Source organism: Mesonia sp. K4-1, from assembly GCF_008017825.1.
Lineage (GTDB): Bacteria > Bacteroidota > Bacteroidia > Flavobacteriales > Flavobacteriaceae > Mesonia.
The window spans coordinates 194441-211677 of sequence record NZ_VRLS01000052.1; the positions used below are offsets into that span (position 1 = coordinate 194441).

Genomic DNA, 17237 nt, shown 5'->3' on the forward strand with positions numbered 1-17237 from the left:
AAAATACAAACTAACATTCGTTAGTAAAATTACATAATAAAATCAAATCTGCAAGATTTAACCACTTTATTTGTCGTTAAAACAACATAACAGCTATTAAAACTACAATTTAACAATAAACATAAACAATTTTAGAGAAATTGAAATAGCTGTTAAGGTGAAAGAATAAATCAGAAATAGAGATAAAAAGTAGTATTTTGCAAGCTGTTTCAATTAAATATAATACGTATGAAAATTATTAGAATTTTACTCTTTTTATTTGCCCTACCCATGTTTTCTCAACAAGGAGGAATGTGGATTCCTTCTCTATTAGAAGGCATGAACGAAGGCGAAATGCAAACCTTAGGCATGCAAATGACTGCCGAAGACATTTATAGTGTTAACCAAAGTAGTTTAAAAGATGCCGTACCGCATTTTAATGGAGGCTGTACTTCTGAAGTAATATCACCAAAAGGTTTATTACTCACTAATCACCACTGTGGTTACGGTCAAATTCAATCACATTCTTCTGTAGAAAATGATTATTTAGCTGATGGATTTTGGGCCAAAAACCTATCTGATGAATTAGCGAATCCTGGAATGACAGTGACCTTTATAGTAGAAATTAAAGATGTGACCACTCAGATTTTAAAAAATACCGAAAACGCTTCTTCAGAAGAAGAAAAGCAACAAATTATTGCACAAAATAAGCAAAGCGTTATCGCTTCTTCACCTAAAGAAGAATGGCAAACGAATCGCATAAGCACATTTTATGACGGTAATCAATTTATGCTTTTTAAAGTAGAGACTTTTAAAGACATTCGTTTAGTTGGTGCTCCTCCTTCATCTATTGGTAAGTTTGGATCTGATACCGATAACTGGATGTGGCCAAGACATACAGGAGATTTTTCTTTATTCAGAATTTATGCCGATAAAAATAATCGTCCAGCTGAATACAGCGAAAACAACGTTCCTTATACACCAAAACACTACTTACCAGTAAGTTTAGATGGTGTTGCCGAAGATGATTTCACCTTAGTTTTTGGTTTCCCTGGAACAACCGATGAGTATTTACCAGCCGTAGCTGTAGAGCAATTGGTAGAAACTATCAACCCAGCAAGAATAGGCCTTCGCGAAGTAGCCTTAAAAGAGCAAGATGCCTTTATGCGTAAAGACCAGCAAATCAAGATACAGTATGCATCTAAATATGCACGTATTGCCAATTATTACAAAAAATGGATTGGAGAAAGCCAAGGTTTAAAAAAGACTGATGCTGTTGGAATTAAAAGAAATCAAGAAAAGCAATTTACGCAACGTGTTAAAGCGAAAGGTTTAGAAAAAGAATACGGTTCCCTTTTAACAGATTTTGATAATGCTTACGCGGAATTTGAAGATTACAACCTTGCATATAATTTATTTTCAGAAGCTTTTATTCGTAACGTTGAATTATTAAAAAACGGATTTCAACTATACCAACTAGAACAAGTATTAGAGGCTAGAGGTGAACAATCGTTTAATGACCGTAAAGCAAATATATTAGAAGATTTTAAAGCTTCTTATAAAGATTACAGCGCACAGGTAGATGAAAAAGTATTTGAGAAAGTAATCGAATTCTATGCTCAAAACACACCAAAAGAATTTTTATCTCAAGAATTTATTAAAAAGGATAAGTCTCAACTCACTAAAGAAATTTATAATAATTCTGCCTTAACAACCTACAGCAAACTAGAAGAACTTTTAGAAGGTTCTAGTGAAGAAGTAGTAGAAAAATTAAATAAGGATGAAGGGTATCAATTGGTAAAAGAACTATCAAAAGAATTTTTTGAGAATGTATTGCCTAACTATCGTAGCAAAAAAATAGAAATTGATGCGCTGCAAAAGACATATATGAAAGCTTTATTAGAGCTCAGCCCTAAAGAAGCAAGACTTTTCCCTAATGCCAACGGAACGTTACGAGTTACTTACGGACAAGTAAAAGGATACAGTCCTAAAGATGCTGTAAAGTATAAGCCTGTTAGTTATCTAGAAGGAGTAAGAGAAAAGTACGTACCAGGAGATTATGAGTTTGATGTACCTCAAAAACTTCTAGATCTAATCGATAATAAAGACTATGGTCAATATGCAGAAAATGGTAAAATGCCTGTGAATTTTATAGGAACTAATCATACCACCGGAGGAAATTCTGGAAGTCCTGTTATCGATGCACAAGGAAACCTTATAGGTCTTAATTTTGACCGTGTTTGGGAAGGGACAATGAGTGATATTTATTACGACCCAAGTATTTCTAGAAACATTATGGTTGATGCGCGTTACATTTTATTTATCATAGATAAGTATGCTGGTGCAACTCATTTAATAGATGAAATGAAATTGGTTCATCCTAAACAAAAAAATAATTCCGATAAGAAAAAAAGAAAAAGAAAGTCTAAGAAACGAAAGTAAACAAGACTATTTCTAAACAAAAAGACCGATGCTTCTATAGCATCGGTCTTTTTTATACCAAGAGTCTCAAAATTACAATTCTCTTTTTTCGGCAATTTTATCTACAATAATAGCTATAGCACCATCTCCAGTAATATTAGCTGCTGTCCCAAAACTGTCCATGGCAATATAAAGCGCTATCATTAGAGCTTGCGCTTCAGCATCAAAGCCAAGCATAGATTGAAGAATTCCTATAGCCGCCATAATTGCGCCCCCAGGAACACCAGGAGCCGCCACCATCGCGATTCCTAACATCATCACAAAACCAGCAAACATTCCAAAATTAAAATCTAATCCTTGCATTAACATTAAGGCTACCGCACAAGCTACGATCTTCATCGTACTTCCTGCCAAATGTATAGTAGCTCCCAACGGAATAACAAAATTAGCCACCTTAGGTGAAACTCCATTTAACTCTACCTGTTTTAATGTAACCGGAATAGTAGCCGCAGAGGACTGTGTTCCCAAGGCAGTAAAATAAGCAGGAATCATATTAAGTAAAGCCTTTATCGGATTTTTCTTTGCTATCGCTCCAGCAATCAAATACTGAATAAGTATCAACAAAATATGCATAATAAATATCACTCCTATAATCTTTACAAAAACACCCAATACAGAAGCCACCTGTCCTTTAAAGGCTATCGCAGAAAAGATGCTTAATATGTAAATTGGCAACAATGGGATAATTACTTTTTCTATTAACATCATAATAATCTTTTGAAAATCAAAAGTCACTTTCTTTAAGGTACTTTCTCCCAAAGGAGCCAAACCTAAGCCTACAAGAAACGCCAAAACTAAAGCAGACATTACATCTAAAATTGGAGGTATATTAATTGAAAAATACGGAGATAACTCACGAGCTGCATTTTCTACACTTGCTACAGATTGCGGATCTATAAAAGAAGGAAAAATCCCCGAGGCAATAAAATAGGTAGAAAAACCAGAAAATAAAGTAGATGCATACGCAATGACAGCGGTAATAATCAATAATTTTTTAGCTCCTTTCCCTAAATCGCCAATTGCCGGCATAATTAATCCGAGGATAATTAGTGGAATTGCAAAGCCTAAAAACTCACTAAAAAAATGATTAAAAGTATTAAAAACTCGGTTTACAGATTCGGGCAAATACAGGCCAAAAACTATTCCAAGAATAATAGCTATAAATACTTTAAACAGTAGATTATTGATAATCTTTTTAAACATAATATGCAGTTAAAATTAATAAGAAAGCTCAACAAAGATATTACCTTAGCTACTTCTATACCTGTTAAAACCGCACTATTTTATGTCTTTAGAAATTATACCTGCTCAAAAAAAACATGCTTCAGCTTCTGCGGAATTAATTTTAGATGCTATGGAAGAATTAATATATTTCTATTTGGGTGAAGAAAATAAACCAGAAGCCCTCCGTTTTTTAACTGATCAATTTTTATTAGAGGACAGCCTGTATAGTTATAAGCATACTCAAATACCTATTTTAAGAGGAAAAATTGTTGGTGTTCTTATTGCTTACGACTCCAGTAAACATCAAAGACTTCAGCAAATACTGAAAAATTACCTTGAAGAAAACTATAATTTTAAAGATGATTTAACTCCAGAAACGGAAGCTGGAGAGTTCTATGTAGATACCATAAGTATAAACCCTTCTTTTCGTGGACAAAAAATTGGGAGCGAATTGCTTAAACATGCTGAAAAATTAGCATTAAAGCAAAAACACTCCCAAATAGGTTTGTTGGTAGACTTAGAGAATCCAAATGCTAAACGCTTGTATGAACGTATAGGTTATCAAGTAGTTAAACCTATAAGCTTAGGTAAACACGCTTACGAACATTTACAAAAACAGCTATATTAATGATCTTTCTTCATCTCTTGTAAAGTCTTATAAAAATCTTCTTGTACAGGTCTGTTTTTAGGAATTTCCCTTAGAGGCTCTACTTCTTTCAAGCTTTCGTGACAATCGGTTGGGAGTTGTTGATAAAGTTTAGTGCCAGCAGTTTTCCATGCAATCATATCATCAGAAACTTGTTTGATCACCTTTGCAGGATTTCCTACAACTAAACTCCTTGACGGAATTTTAGTTTCGGCTTTCACAAAAGCCATAGCACCAACGATAGATTCATCGCCAATTTCGGCATCATCCATAATCACAGTATTCATTCCGATAAGGCAATTTTCACCTAAATTAGCACCGTGAATTATGGCTCCGTGTCCTACGTGAGCACCTTTTTTTAATACGATGCTCTTCCCTGGAAACATATGTACCGTGCAATTCTCTTGTACATTTACCCCGTCTTCTAATATAATTTCGCCCCAATCGCCTCGAATTGCAGCACCCGGACCAATATAGCAGTCTTTTCCAATTATTACATTGCCTGTAACGGCCGCTAACGGATGTACAAAACTGCTTTCGTGTACTACAGGAATATGCCCTTTAAAAGAATAAATCATAAGTATAAATAATAAATTTTAAATGTAGAATGATAAAGTTTAAACCGTTTTGAATTTTAAATTTTTCGGTTTTACAGTTTATCATTTTATTTTATTTAAACTTCTTAAGTTTCTCTTTAGTGAAAGAAGACAATACTAGACGACCACTAATTTTTGCGCGTTCGTTTAAAAGTTCATCCCAATCTTCAGTGCCTCTCCAAAACATTTGCTTCATTTCTTTTACCGCCTCTGGATTGTAGCCACATAAATTCTGAGCAAATTCAGCTATAGCTTCATCTAATTCTTCGGTAGAATCGTACACTTTCGTAAATAATCCTTTTTGCATGGCCCATTCTGGAGAGTAAAATGAATTGGCATCAATTGCAATTTGTGACATTCCGCTTACACCTAATTTACGCTGAACCGCAGGACCCACCACAAACGGACCTATACCAATATTTAACTCACTTAATTTAATGGCAGCAAATTTAGTCGCCATACAATAATCCATCGCACTCGCTAAACCAACTCCGCCCCCTACAGTTTTTCCTTGTACGCGACCAATGATAAATTTAGGGCACTTACGCATCGCATTGATCACATTAGCAAATCCCATAAAGAATTTTTCGCCTTCTACTTCGTCTTTTATATTGATGAGCTCTTTAAAGCTTGCTCCTGCACAAAAAGTACGTTCTCCACCAGATTTTAAAATAATGACTAATACCTCATCATTTTTTCCTGTTTCAGTAATCGTATCGGCTAATTTAGCTAAGATATCACCTGGCAAACTGTTATGTGCTGGATGAAAAAACTCTATGGTAGCTACTTGATCTTGTATACTTTGTTTTACATAGGGTTGTGTCATAATCGTAATATTTTATAGGAAAGCTGAAAAGAGATAATCTCTTTTCAGCTTTATTGATTTTTTATTAATTAAAGTAATTCAAACTGAGAAAAATGATGATTAAGGTGCTTACGCTCTAGTAATCCCCACTCATATTTGGTTAATTCTCCAAAAACAGCATTTTTTAAAGTCGCATTAGGATTTCTTTTAAAGAACTCTATATATTCTTTACGTGACTCCTTCAATTTTTCTTTGGCCTCATTCAAACTTGAATGTTTCAATTCAAAAAGTTCCCCTTCTTTGTATAACGGAAAATTATAATTTTTTGGCATTTTTTTGTAGTTCCATAACGTAGCACGAGTATCGTCTAAGTACTTTTCTGGAGTAGCGATTTCGAAATCTTGAATTTCTCCAGAGGCAATACGGTAACTGGTTTCTAAATGCTCTACCATGTGTTGCGGACTCATTTCTCCCCAAGCCGGCTTTTGATTTTCCTCTAACTTTGCAATTGAGTTTTCAAAAACCTCATCGGTGATTTCCGTAAAGGTAGTTTGCTTCTTTTGCACCATGGTTAAAATAGTAGCGATACAAACTAAGGCTTCTTTTTCTTCGGCTTCCGTTTCTGGAATTTTCCCATCGGTTACATTGGTATCAAAAACCTCTACAAACCATTTTACAATTCCGCTAGGTAATTCTTGTCCTTTTTGCTCTCTGTCTACTTTTTCTTTACACGTTAATCTCACATGAATAGTATCATTGTGATAAAGCGGACGTAAGAATCTTATTTCTTCTAAACCATAATTTGCCGCTACTGGACCTTTGTTAGGATACACAAATAATCCCGCTGCTGCGGAAATAATAAAATATCCGTGTGCTGTTCTCTGCTCAAAAATACTTCCGTCAAGAGACGTAATATCGGTATGAGCGTAGAAATGATCCCAAGTAAGGTTTCCAAAATTTACGATATCGGTATCAGTGATGGTTCTATTGTGTGTTTTAAGTGACATTCCTGGCTGAATATCTTCCCAATGGTATGCAAACGGATGCTTCTCTGCTTCTTTATAATCTGCATTGGGTTGATAAATCCCCGTGATTTCCGTTAATGTAGTCGGTGAACCTTGAATGGCACAACGCTGTAAATAATGTTTAATACCACGCATACCGCCCATTTCTTCTCCGCCACCAGCACGACCTGGACCACCGTGAATTAAGTTAGGTAATGGTGAACCGTGACCTGTACTTTGCTTCGCACTTTCTCTATTCAGCACTAAGATTCTCCCGTGATGCGTAGCTGCATTTACCGTATATTCTTTAGCAATTTTATCATCGTTTGTGGTGATAGAACTTACTAACGATCCTTTCCCCATTCTAGATAATTCAATCGCATCTTCTAGATTTTTATAAGGCATCAATGTGCTTACAGGTCCGAATGCTTCGGTAACGTGAGCTGTTTCGTTTGCTAACGGATCGTTTTCACGTAATAAAATAGGCTTCATAAATGCTCCTTTTTCAAAATCGGCACCTACTGCTTTTCCTGTTTCGAAATCTCCATAAACGATATCGGCAGATTTTGCTATTTCATTTACACTATTTTTAACAGCTTCTAATTGTTTTCTATCAATTAAAGTTCCCATTCTTACCTCTTTTAAACGAGGATCTCCGTAGGTCACTTTATCTAAGGCTTTTCCTAATGAAATTTGAACGTCTTCTATTAAATTTTCTGGAACAATGATTCGACGAATAGCGGTACATTTTTGTCCACATTTAGTGGTCATTTCATTACGTACTTCTTTGATAAATAAATCAAATTCTGGAGTACCTGGTGTTGCATCTTCTCCTAAAATAGAAGCATTTAATGAATCTGCTTCCATCGTAAATGGTACAGATTCTTCAATTAACCTAGGATGTGTTTTTAGTTTTCTCCCCGTTGCAGCTGAACCTGTAAAAGTTACTACATCTTGAGATTCTACCGTATCTAAAATATCTCTTTTCGTTCCACTAATTAATTGTAAAGCACCTTCAGGTAAGATTCCTGAATCGATAATTACTTTTACCACTGCTTCAGTTAAATAAGCACTTTGCGGAGCTGGTAGTACAACGGCTGGCATACCCGCCATCCAATTCACCGCACATTTTTCTAACATTCCCCAAACCGGGAAATTAAACGCATTAATATGTACTGCTACTCCTTGTCTTGGCACCATAATATGATGCGCCATAAATCTTCCTCCACGAGATAAATCTATAGGATCTCCTTCTACGTGATAAGGCTGATTAGGAAATAATTTACGTAAAGACGCATTAGAAAACAAGTTTCCAAAACCACCTTCAATATCTACCCAACTATCTATTTTGGTAGCTCCAGTTTTAAAGCTTACATCATAAAAAGAACGTTTGTGTTTTTGAAGGTGAAAGGCTAATTTTTTAAGCATTAAACCACGTTCTTGAAACGTCATTTTTCTTAATGCTCCCCCTTTTGACCTTCCGTATTGTAAAACTTCTGGAACATCTATTCCTTCGGTAGTGACATTCGTAAAATGCTCTCCAGTGACTGAATCTAAAATAGGAGTTCCTTCTCCTTTTCCATCAATCCAGCTTCCTTGTATATAGTGTTGTGTTTTCATATTTATTTTATTTTGCTGTCAACCGCTCGACTCCGTTTGAGGTGACATTCAGCATCATATTAAATTTTTAGATTTCCTACTTGGTAGAAACATTTTCAATTACAGCAGCATAACCTTGACCTACACCTACACACATCGTTACCAATGCATATTTTTTCCCAGTCATTTTTAATTCTAAAGCTGCAGAATAAGCTAATCTTGCTCCTGTAACTCCAAGCGGGTGACCAATAGCTATAGCACCCCCGTTAGGATTTAATCTAGGATCATTATCTTTTAAACCCCAAGCTCTGACACAAGCTAAAGCCTGAGCTGCAAAAGCTTCATTTAATTCGATCACATCCATATCCTCCATGGTTAATCCAGCTTTTTCTAAAGCTTTATTAGAAGCTTCAACGGGACCAATTCCCATAATTCTAGGCTCTACACCTACTACTGCCGAACTTAAAATTTTCGCCATTGGTGTTAAACCATATTCTTTCACAGCTTTTTCTGAAGCAATAATAGTGGCAGCTGCTCCGTCATTTAATCCTGAAGAATTTCCTGCAGTTACGCTTCCATCTTTACGGAAAGCAGGACGAAGTTTTCCTAAAATTTCTTTAGTAGTCGTTGGTTTTACAAACTCATCTTTACTAAACTGAATAGGATCTTTTTTTCTTTGCGGAATTTCTACCGTAACGATTTCTTTAGCTAAACGTCCATTTTCTTGGGCTTTAGTAGCTTTCATTTGGCTCCAATAAGCAAAAACATCTTGATCTTCTCTCGATATATTATATTTATCTACTAAGTTCTCTGCAGTCATTCCCATCCCATCGGTACCATACATGTCGTGCATTTTTGGATTTACAAAACGCCAACCAAAACTGGTATCATACATTTTAGCATCATTCCCATAAGCACTAGAAGGTTTTGCAATAGCGTACGGGCCGCGTGTCATATGTTCTACTCCACCGCTAATAAACACATCTCCGTCTCCTGCTTTTATCGCACGATTAGCATGAATAATAGCCGAAAGACCACTACTACATAATCTATTCACAGTTTCTCCCGGAACACTATGTGGCAAGCCTGCCAAAAGCGAACACATGCGGGCAACATTACGATTGTCTTCTCCTGCTTGATTGGCACAACCTAGAATAACATCCGCGTAAGCGTCTTGAGGAATATTCGGGTTTCTTTTAACGATTTCTTTAATCACTAAAGCTCCTAAATCGTCTGCTCTTACTGGAGAGAGCGTTCCTTTATAATTTGCTATTGGTGTTCTTACACCATCAATAATATATGCATTCATAAATAATCTATTTTTAATTAACGGAGTAAAGCTGAAAACGTATCATGTTGTTTTAATTCTCCCGACTGGTAACCTTTTAAAAACCAATCGATGCGTTGCTGAGAAGTGCCGTGCGTAAAAGAATCGGGATTTACGTGCCCTTGCATTCTTTTTTGAATCGCATCGTCTCCTACAGCATTTGCTGCACTTAACGCTTCTTCTATATCTCCTTGTTCTAAATATTCTTGGTTATAATGAGCCCATAAACCTGCATAAAAATCTGCTTGTAGCTCTAAAGCTACAGAAAGTTTATTGGCTTCGGTTTGATTCATTCCTTTTTGCGCCTGTCTTACTTTTGGGGAAGTTCCTAGTAGAGTTTGAACGTGGTGTCCTACTTCGTGAGCGGTTACGTAAGCCATAGCAAAATCTCCTTTTTTAGCTCCAAAACGTGTATAAAGTTCATTGAAAAAGGCCAAATCCATATACACATTTTTATCTGCAGGACAATAAAATGGTCCCGTTGCCGATGTTGCGCTTCCACAAGCAGTTTGTACCGCCTCTGTAAATAATATCATTTCTGGCTCTTCGTAATCTCCCAAGTTATTTTCAATAAAAACTTGATTCCATACATCTTCTGTATCCGCTAAAACGGTTGCCATAAAATCTCCTAATTCTTTTTCTTTTGCCGTAAGTTCTCTTTCTCTAACTTGTTCAGTTTGCTGACCTTTATTAAATTCATTAAGTATAGGCGCTACAGCTTGACCTGTTTCCCCTCCAAAAATTTGTAAGAGAATAACTATAATACCAATTACTCCACCGCCAGCGACTAGTTTCCCTTTAGAGCTCATCCCACGTCGATCGTCTAAATTGTCACTTTTTCTTCTTCCTTTCCATTTCATAGCAATTGGATTTAGTCAAGTAAATCTAAAATTGTTAATATTAATTTTTAAGTAATTATAAAATTATTCCCATTCAGCGCTGGTTCTATATACTACACCTTTAAAAAGAGCTACTAAATCATCTTGTTTTTTGACTTCTACATTATAAAAACCAAGTTTATTTTTTAGGCTTTTCACTTCAGATTCTGCCGTAATGATGTCTCCTGCTTCCAAAGCTTCGATATGATTGATACTACATTCTATAGAAACTGCTTTTCTTCCGTGAGTGTTCGAGGCAAATCCAAATGCTGTGTCTGCTAAAGAGAATGTAATTCCGCCGTGAGCTTTTTTCATACTATTCAGCATATCTTCTCTTATTGTCATCTGCACTTTGCAATAACCTTCTTTTACTTCTACAATCTCGATCCCTAACCATTGGCTAAAAGCATCGAGCTCAAGCATTTTTTTTGGAATATCTACTGAGTTCAAAAGTTTTTGAGTTTCTGAGTTATCTTTCATTTATTCTCTTTTTAAGATAATTTTTATAAGAAGTAATCATCTTAGATATTTCTGTAACTTTCTGTCTATTTTCTTCGTTTTCTACTTCAGAAATATAGTTTCTTCTTACCGCTTTCGTAGTACATACGATAAATTCGTGAGCACTATCCCAAGCCATTTGTAAATATCAATTAAAATTAGGATGAGTACTTGATGACCCTTCCGCGATATTTAAAGCTATTGAGTCTGCTGCACGAATAAACTGTGAAGCTAATCGATAAGTTTCTTCTTTAGGAAATTTATTGATTTGAGTATAAACAATATCACCAAAATCTAATGCCTTTTGATACATTGACAATTCTTCGAATTTGAAATGATATTTACTATTCATTGTGTTTAATTTATTCTGAATCTCAAAAACTCAATAACTAAGAAACTTGAAAAGTTTCACTTTCTTTGTTCATTTTTCTTAATAACGGACTACAACGGTAACGATCTTCATGGTACTCATTGTAGAGCGTATCTAATTTTTCAACACACCAATTAATCCCTTTTTCATTTGCCCAAGCTAAAAGTCCTTTAGGATAATTTACTCCTTTAGTCATAGCTAAATCAATATCTTTTGCAGTCGCTATGTTTAAGAAAAGTGCATCTGCCGCTTCATTAATTAGCATTACTAATACTCGGTCTAAAATTTGCTTTCCTAAATCTTCATCTTTAGTTGGAGCTGTTTTCTTAGCGTTCTCTCCATAATCGTAAAACCCTTTTCCTGTCTTTCTCCCAAGATATCCAGCTTCTGCTAATCGTTTTTGTGTAAAAGATGGCTTATAACGAGGATCATAATAAAATTCTTTAAAAACCGTTTCGGTAACCGTATAATTTACATCGTGACCTATAAAATCCATCAATTGAAATGGTCCCATTTTAAATCCGCCAAATTCTCTTAGAGCCCAATCTATCGTAGCAAAGTCTGCTTTACCTTCTTCATAAATTCTTAGAGCTTCTCCGTAAAACGGACGAGCAACGCGATTTACAATAAAACCAGGGGTATCTTTAGCAAGAACGCCCACCTTTTTCCAGTCAGCTATAATTTGAACTACCTTATCTTTAACTTCTTCTGAAGTTTGAATAGCCGGAATAATCTCTACCAAAGGCATCAATGGTGCTGGATTGAAAAAATGAACACCTATTACACGCTCAGGTTTTTCTAACGAAGCTGCGATTGACGCGATAGAAAGTGAAGATGTATTAGAAGCGATGATGGCCTCTTGCGACTGGTAACTTTCTAATTCTTGAAACACTTTACGTTTAATTTCAAGATTCTCAACAATCGCTTCTATAGTTAAATCAGCATCAGCTAAATCTTTTAAAGAATTCACATAGTTAATATTCGCTTGAATTCTATTTTTTTCGGTTTCATCAATTCTTTCTTTCTCGATTAACCTATTTAAAACTTTATCTAATTGAGCTTTACTTTTATCTAGGGCTTCTTGTTTGGTATCGTACACACTTACGGTACAACCTGCAGTTGCTGCAACTTGAGCAATTCCGCTTCCCATAGTTCCGCAACCAATAATTCCGATATTCATAAATTATAAATTTGTTTTCTGTCAAACTAAATACAGTCAGTATCTCATTGTTTTATTGTTCTTAAATAAGAACCTTAAACTAGTTTAGGCTGACAAGCATTTTCTTTATTTTACTTCCCTTTAAACTCTGGTTTTCTTTTTTCTACGAAAGCCGTGACTCCTTCTTTATAATCTTCTGTAGAAGCTGCTTCGATTTGAAATTTACTTTCTAAAGACAACTGTTCATCTAGATTATTATTCATGGACTGATTAAAGGCTTCTTTAATTAAACCTAAAGCTTTAGTAGGCATGTTGGCTAACTTTAAAGCTAATTTCTCGCTTTCTTCCGTAAAGGTTTCTACTGAAAAATACTTGTAAATCATTCCTAGCCTTTCTGCCTCTTGTGCTTCAATTTTATCTCCTAACATCGCTAAAGCGGAAGCTTTTTGAAAACCTATTAATCTTGGCAAAAAGAAAGTTCCAGCACTATCTGGTATTAATCCTATTTTACTAAAGGCTTGAATAAAGGCTGCATTTTCTGAAGCTACCACAACATCACAAGCTAAAGCAATATTAGCTCCTGCTCCAGCTGCTACACCATTTACCGCAGCAACGATAGGTTTTGGAGTTTCACGAATTAACTGTATCACTGGATTGTAATGTTCTTCTAAAATGGCTTTAAAACCCGGATTTAATTCGGGGTCTGTCACCTCTTTTAAATCTTGCCCTGCACAAAATGCTTTTCCGTTTCCTGTAAGTAATATGGCTCTTACCTCATCGTTGGTAGCTACATCTTTTAAAACATCTTGCAAAGCCAAAGCCATCTCACGGTTAAAGCTATTAAATACTTCTGGTCTATTTAAGGTGATATATGCCACCTTATTTTTTATTTCAAAACTTATTGTGTTGCTCATAAAAATTATAAATTATAAACGCTAAATATAAAAGACTGAAACTCTCTCATTGAATTATTTCCTTTTTAAATTTTCCGTTATTTTATTTTAGATTTCTTTATTTTTTGAAGTTTGTATACTAGTAGTAAAAATCGCTACAAGCTCCTTTATTTCCTTAATTATAAATTCAAATTTTTGATGATCTTTAATTAAATCAGCCTCATTTAAAATTTCTAAATTTACTTGTGTTTCTCTTAACTCTTTTAAAGAAAGTTTCATTTTATGAATAAAATCTTTTCTTGATTCTGCACTTTGAGCTTCACCATAATTTAGCGCTGCAGAAGAAGCCGACCTAATTAATTGTTTGGTTAAATGCTCTGCTGCGTAATTTTTATGAAGCGCCTGAACACTTTTTATTATTTCAGCAGAAAAAATAACTAAACGTTTTTGTAAATCGTATTTATATTTCTTCTCCATAACAATCAATTGATAATCAACTTAAATTTTTACATTTTAAATTTTGCTGTTTTTCGGTTTTTTAAATCAAACATTTAAAATAATCGAAAGGCTCTTCGCAGTTATCACATTTAAAAAGTGCTTTACAAGCCGTTGATCCAAACTGACTTACCAAGTGGGTATTCGTAGATTTACATTGCGGGCATTTGACAATTTTTTCTTCTCCTAACAAAGCTTTCTTATCTGCCGATTCTTCTAATGGAGCTGCGATTCCATAATCTTCCAAAGCTTTTCTACCACGCTCAGTGATCCAATTTGTACTCCAAGCTGGTGCCAATATTAAATCTACTTTCGCCTCATAGCCTTCTTTCGCTAAAGCGGAAACAATATCGTCGCCAATTACATCCATCGCTGGACAACCGCTATAGGTGGGAGTAATTTTAATAGTTGCTTTATTGCCTTCTAAAATTGCTTCTCTAACCACCCCTAGATCTAAAATAGAAAGCACAGGAATTTCTGGATCGGGTACTTCTCTAAGTATCGGTTCCAAAACTTCGTTAATATGTACTTTCTCTTCTGTCATTGCTAAAATTATGAATATTAAATGTAAAAGAATAAAGTAAAAAGTCTTCTCTCGATTGAGTATAGACTTTTACATTTTAAATTTTTTGGTTTTTAATTTTACTTTCTACCATTTCATCCCTGGGTAGGTGCGTTGCATGTATTGCATATCGTTAAGTAAGAACCCCATATGTTCTGAATGGATTCCTTCTTTACCTCCTTTTTGGAAATATTTTAATTCAGGCACTTCCAGAGTAGCAGTTTCTAAAATTTCGTTCACATTTTTGTAATACACTTCTTTAAGCATTTTTACATCTACGGCAATCCCCTCTTTAATCATTGCTTCATCTGCTTCTGTAGTATGAAAAAGCTCATCTGTAAAACGCCATAGATCATTCACTACTTTTTGAATTCGCTGTTTACTTTCTTCGGTTCCATCGCCTAAACGTTTAATCCAGTCTGAAGAAAAACGTTTGTGATAGCTCACCTCTTTAATGCTTTTTTTCGCAATCGCCACTAAGGTTTCATCTTTAGATTTTTGCATTTCTGTCATTAACAACATATGAAAATGATCAAACAAAAATTGTCTAGCTATGGTATATGCAAAATCAGTATTAGGTTGTTCTACCAACAAAACATTTAAGTATTCTCTTTCTGTACGTAAAAATGCCAAATCATCTTCGGTAATATCACCTTCAGAAAGTTGAGCAGCATATTGAAAATAACTACGTACTTGACCAAATAAATCTAAAGAAATATTAGTCAAAGCGATGTCTACCTCCAAACTAGGCGCATGTCCTGTTAGCTCTCCTAATCGCTGACCTAAAATCAAAGAGTTATCTGCTATTCCGTAAAGGTATTTTATGAAATTATTATTCATTTTATTAATTTTCAAACAGAAAAATTTAAAATGTAAAACGCTAAAGTTCAAAATCTTAATAGCGAAAACACTTCTAAATTTTACATTTATTATTTTTCATTTCAAATTTGTGACTTACATATGTTTTACCTCATCTGGTAAATCGTAAAATGTAGGATGTCTATATACTTTGTCTTGTGCTGGTTCAAACAACTCCCCGTTGTGATCTGGATTAGAAGCAGTGATATTACTAGATTCCACTACCCAAATACTTACCCCCTCACTTCGTCTGGTGTAAACATCTCTTGCATTTTCTAAAGCCATTTCTGCATCGGTCGCATGAAGACTTCCAAAATGACGGTGTTCTAATCCGTTTTTACTTCTTACAAAAATCTCCCACAAAGGCCATTCTTTTTTATTTTCTTCCATATCTATTATATCTTAATCTTAAGTATTTAGTAATTAGAATTGAGTAGTGAGTTATTTATTTAGTAATTTTATTAACGCGTAATTCATCTTTTGAACTTCTATAATCTCTTTAAGAATATATTCAACATCTTCCTTTGGAACGAGTTTAAGTTTATAAGATAAAATTAGTTGAGTAAAAAGCTCATAAGCTGAACCATTTGCAATACTTAGAAAATTTTTAAATTCACCATTTGTATTTCTTCCAGCCCCTTCAGCAATGTTTGATGGAACTGAAACTGCACATCTTCTAATTTGACTTGTTAAGCCATACCTTTCTTCTCTAGGAAAGTTTGCTGAAAGACGATATACTTTTTCAGTAATTTCCATCGCCTTATTCCAAACTTTTAAATCTTTTAAAACGTACAGCCTAGCGCTAATTACTAAATACTCTTTACTTAATTCTTAATTATCCTGCTTGTTTTACTTTTCTTTCTAATTGTTTTTCCGCGTAAGCTAAAGCTGCATCACGCACCCATTCTCCATTTTCCCACGCATTTACTCGTGTTTGCAAACGCTCTTTATTACAAGGCCCGTGACCTTTTACTACTTGCCAAAATTCATCCCAGTTGATTTCACCAAAATCATAATGACCTGTTTCTTCATTCCATTTTAAATCTTCATCTGGAACGGTGATTCCTAAGATATCTGCCTGCGGAACGGTTTGATCAATAAATTGCTGACGTAATTCATCATTAGTTTTACGTTTCAACTTCCACTTCATAGATTGCTCTGTGTGTGTAGAAGCATCATCTGTAGGCCCCAACATCATTAATGAAGGCCACCACCAACGGTTAAGTGCATCTTGAGCCATTTGTTTTTGCTCTTCAGTTCCATTACAAAGCGTTAGCATAATTTCGTAACCTTGACGCTGATGGAAACTTTCTTCCTTACAAACTCTCACCATAGCACGTGCATACGGCCCAAAAGAGGTACTACAAAGCGGTACTTGATTGATAATTGCTGCTCCATCTACCAACCATCCAATAGCTCCAATATCTGCCCACGTAATGGTAGGATAATTGAAAATACTAGAATATTTAGCTTTTCCAGAGTGTAGTTGTTCATACAACTCATCTCTAGAAATCCCTAAAGTTTCTGTAGCGCTATATAAATATAAACCGTGTCCAGCTTCATCTTGCACTTTTGCCAATAAAGCAACTTTTCTTCTTAAAGATGGTGCGCGAGATATCCAGTTTCCCTCAGGAAGCATACCCACAATTTCAGAATGTGCGTGCTGCGACATTTGGCGAATATGGGTTTTCCTGTATTTCTCTGGCATCCAATCTTTAGGCTCTATCTTTTCATCTCGAGCAATTTTTGCTTCGAAAATTTCTTCTAAATTTTTTACTTCTTTCTCACTCATAATTCATTTCTTTTTTTGTTGAAAGCTTAAAGCTGAAATGATTCTCTATCACTTTCAACTTGAAACTCATA

General features: G+C 35.0%; 17 protein-coding genes and 1 pseudogene. 2 read left to right on the forward strand and 16 right to left on the reverse strand.

Features of this window, described 5'->3' with window-relative positions:
* Positions 1–228: 228 nt before the first annotated feature.
* On the forward strand, positions 229–2421 hold the full coding sequence (locus FT986_RS09010) for a S46 family peptidase (protein WP_147864746.1): 2193 nt from the start codon (positions 229–231) through the stop codon (positions 2419–2421).
* A gap of 72 nt (positions 2422–2493) precedes the next feature.
* Here the strand turns inward: FT986_RS09010 and FT986_RS09015 are convergent, their stop codons facing one another.
* Complete coding sequence (locus tag FT986_RS09015; protein WP_147864747.1) at positions 2494–3663, reverse strand: dicarboxylate/amino acid:cation symporter; 1170 nt, start codon at positions 3661–3663, stop codon at positions 2494–2496.
* 82 nt (positions 3664–3745) lie between these two features.
* Here FT986_RS09015 and FT986_RS09020 point away from each other — a divergent pair, with 82 nt between their 5' ends.
* Entirely contained in the window at positions 3746–4312 is a 567-nt protein-coding gene (locus FT986_RS09020) for an N-acetyltransferase (RefSeq protein ID WP_147864748.1), read from the forward strand.
* On the opposite strand, the gene FT986_RS09025 is transcribed toward FT986_RS09020, so the two are convergent.
* The 15 genes and pseudogenes from FT986_RS09025 to paaA form a co-directional block, all read right to left on the reverse strand.
* Positions 4309–4908 carry a transferase hexapeptide repeat family protein gene (locus FT986_RS09025; RefSeq protein ID WP_147864749.1) on the reverse strand — a complete coding sequence of 200 codons (600 nt, stop codon included), beginning with the start codon at positions 4906–4908 and terminating at the stop codon, positions 4309–4311. The two genes, FT986_RS09020 and FT986_RS09025, sit on opposite strands and share 4 nt — an antisense overlap.
* A gap of 91 nt (positions 4909–4999) precedes the next feature.
* Positions 5000–5752: an enoyl-CoA hydratase/isomerase family protein gene (locus FT986_RS09030; RefSeq protein WP_147864750.1), complete on the reverse strand. Its 753-nt coding sequence runs from the start codon at positions 5750–5752 to the stop codon at positions 5000–5002.
* 68 nt (positions 5753–5820) lie between these two features.
* Complete coding sequence (paaZ, locus tag FT986_RS09035; RefSeq protein ID WP_147864751.1) at positions 5821–8355, reverse strand: phenylacetic acid degradation bifunctional protein PaaZ; 2535 nt, start codon at positions 8353–8355, stop codon at positions 5821–5823.
* Between the two features lie 76 nt (positions 8356–8431).
* A complete protein-coding gene (locus FT986_RS09040) occupies positions 8432–9643 on the reverse strand; it encodes a 3-oxoadipyl-CoA thiolase (protein WP_147864752.1) in 1212 nt (403 codons plus the stop codon).
* A gap of 17 nt (positions 9644–9660) precedes the next feature.
* Positions 9661–10521, reverse strand: coding sequence for a neutral zinc metallopeptidase (locus FT986_RS09045; RefSeq protein ID WP_147864753.1), 861 nt, complete (start codon positions 10519–10521; stop codon positions 9661–9663).
* A gap of 63 nt (positions 10522–10584) precedes the next feature.
* On the reverse strand, positions 10585–11019 hold the full coding sequence (locus FT986_RS09050; RefSeq protein ID WP_147864754.1) for a PaaI family thioesterase: 435 nt from the start codon (positions 11017–11019) through the stop codon (positions 10585–10587).
* Positions 11009–11389: pseudogene (locus FT986_RS09055) on the reverse strand (four helix bundle protein). Before FT986_RS09055 ends, FT986_RS09050 begins: the two are co-directional and overlap by 11 nt.
* A gap of 37 nt (positions 11390–11426) precedes the next feature.
* Complete coding sequence (locus tag FT986_RS09060) at positions 11427–12587, reverse strand: 3-hydroxyacyl-CoA dehydrogenase NAD-binding domain-containing protein (RefSeq protein ID WP_147864755.1); 1161 nt, start codon at positions 12585–12587, stop codon at positions 11427–11429.
* A gap of 110 nt (positions 12588–12697) precedes the next feature.
* Entirely contained in the window at positions 12698–13480 is a 783-nt protein-coding gene (locus FT986_RS09065) for an enoyl-CoA hydratase-related protein (protein WP_147864756.1), read from the reverse strand.
* 87 nt (positions 13481–13567) lie between these two features.
* Complete coding sequence (locus FT986_RS09070; protein ID WP_147864757.1) at positions 13568–13936, reverse strand: four helix bundle protein; 369 nt, start codon at positions 13934–13936, stop codon at positions 13568–13570.
* Between the two features lie 61 nt (positions 13937–13997).
* Complete coding sequence (paaD, locus tag FT986_RS09075) at positions 13998–14498, reverse strand: 1,2-phenylacetyl-CoA epoxidase subunit PaaD (RefSeq protein WP_147864758.1); 501 nt, start codon at positions 14496–14498, stop codon at positions 13998–14000.
* 105 nt (positions 14499–14603) lie between these two features.
* The gene (paaC, locus tag FT986_RS09080) at positions 14604–15356 is read right to left on the reverse strand and encodes a 1,2-phenylacetyl-CoA epoxidase subunit PaaC (protein WP_147864759.1); all 753 of its coding nucleotides are present in this window, start codon (positions 15354–15356) and stop codon (positions 14604–14606) included.
* Between the two features lie 114 nt (positions 15357–15470).
* Positions 15471–15764 carry a 1,2-phenylacetyl-CoA epoxidase subunit PaaB gene (gene paaB / locus FT986_RS09085; protein ID WP_147864760.1) on the reverse strand — a complete coding sequence of 98 codons (294 nt, stop codon included), beginning with the start codon at positions 15762–15764 and terminating at the stop codon, positions 15471–15473.
* Between the two features lie 51 nt (positions 15765–15815).
* Positions 15816–16181, reverse strand: coding sequence for a four helix bundle protein (locus FT986_RS09090; protein ID WP_370451165.1), 366 nt, complete (start codon positions 16179–16181; stop codon positions 15816–15818).
* A 28-nt stretch (positions 16182–16209) separates the two neighbouring features.
* On the reverse strand, positions 16210–17166 hold the full coding sequence (paaA, locus tag FT986_RS09095) for a 1,2-phenylacetyl-CoA epoxidase subunit PaaA (protein ID WP_147864762.1): 957 nt from the start codon (positions 17164–17166) through the stop codon (positions 16210–16212).
* Positions 17167–17237 lie beyond the last annotated feature (71 nt).